The organism is Siccirubricoccus deserti, from assembly GCF_014283215.1.
GTDB lineage: Bacteria > Pseudomonadota > Alphaproteobacteria > Acetobacterales > Acetobacteraceae > Siccirubricoccus > Siccirubricoccus deserti.
In genome coordinates this window covers 1-1,512 of sequence record NZ_JACOMF010000209.1, presented here as the reverse complement: position 1 = coordinate 1,512, position 1,512 = coordinate 1, and the positions used below count along the sequence as shown (strand labels likewise).

The following is a 1,512-nucleotide window of genomic DNA, read 5'->3' as shown; positions in this document are numbered from 1 at the left end:
GACAACGTCCTATATCGGGAAGCCGTGGGATACGTTGGTCCGCAAATCTCCATCGCCAGTTTGCACTGGTGTCGGAACGCGCAGCAACACAAAACCAGGTGGCCTCCACCGTGATGGGGGAGCTCTCGACCATAGCAAACACAGGGTCCGCCGGCGGCACCTGGGCAGGTGCCGCCGCGGCCCTCACCGTCCTTGAGACGAGATGCAGGCCCAGGTGGAAGACCCGAACATTATCTACAGGGTCGCGGATGCGCCCTGACGGCTCCGATAGAGAGGGGTTCTTCCACCTGGCACCGGCCCCTCGACGAAGGGCCGGTAATCGCCACCGCTCTTGATGATCGCGTGCACGACGCGGGCCATCTTGGCGGTGATGGCGGTGAACGCCTTGCGCCGGAGGTCCGGATCCTCCCGGTCCTTGGCGACATAGCGCTCGAACTTGGCGCGGAAGCTGTTCTCCCGCTGGCGGATGGCAACCTGGGCGGCCATCCACAATGTCCTGCGCAGGCGGGCGTTGCCGCGCTTGGACAGCTTGGTCTTGCCGCGGAACTGGCCGGATTGGTGGGTGGCGAGATCAAGGCTGCAGAACTTCAGGAACTGGCGATGGTGGCCGAAGCGGCGCAGATCACCGGCCTCGGCCAGGATGGCCAGCGCATTGATCGGCCCGATGCCGGGCACCTGCTGCAGACGCTGGAAGTCGGCGTGCTCACCCAGCAGTTCGCCCGCGAGGCGCTCAATGGTGTCGCGCTGCTGGATCAAATGCCGCGCCTCAGCAAGGACGAGGCGAAACATGGTGATGGCCGGGGCATCGGCCGGGATCGGCAAAGCGATCGAGCTCTGGGCGGTCTCATAGATGTCGCCGAGCAGGCGGGCCTTGGAGACCTTGCGGCCGGCGACGTCCCAGGCAGCCTCGATAAAGGCTTCCTTGCTCAGGGCGGTGATGCTGGCCGGCACGGGAAAGCGCTCAAGAAGAGCGAAGAACCAATCGCTGCGAGTGTTATTCCGGAAGCGGTCGACCTCGGGAAAGTAGAGCGGCAGGTAGTGGGTCTGGATGCGATGGAGCGCCTCGGTCTTGGCCTTCGAGACCACCTCATGGGTCATCGACAGCTCCTGGATGTCGTTGATCCCGTGCTCCAGCGGGTCGTGGTAGGGCTTTGCCGCCCCGATCCGCAGCATGTGCAGGATCACCTGGGCGTCCTTGGGATCGTTCTTGTCCCAGCCGTTGTGCAGAGCCTCGCGCGTCCGGGCCAAGGCAACCGAGGAGATCAGCCGGACATCGAAGCCGGCTCGCACCAGGCGCCAGGCGAGAGGGCGGTGGTAGTGCCCAGTCGGCTCAAAGCCGACCGTGACCGGGCGCGCCAGGGCCTGCAACTCGGCAACCAGCCGGTCGTGCTCGGCCCGGGTATTGGCCACTGTCAGGCGCCGGCGGCGCCGGGCATCTGGCACCTCGATCAGCACCTCGTTGCGCTGCTTGGCGACATCAATGGCGACAAGGGCCGCCGCTTGGGGTGTAGG

The 1,512-nt window shown here is 65.5% G+C and carries 1 protein-coding gene; it reads right to left on the bottom strand.

Going from position 1 to position 1,512, the window contains the following annotated elements:
* Positions 1-234: 234 nt before the first annotated feature.
* The coding region (locus H7965_RS29860) for an IS110 family RNA-guided transposase (protein WP_186774092.1) at positions 235-1,512 on the bottom strand (1,278 nt) is incomplete at its 5' end.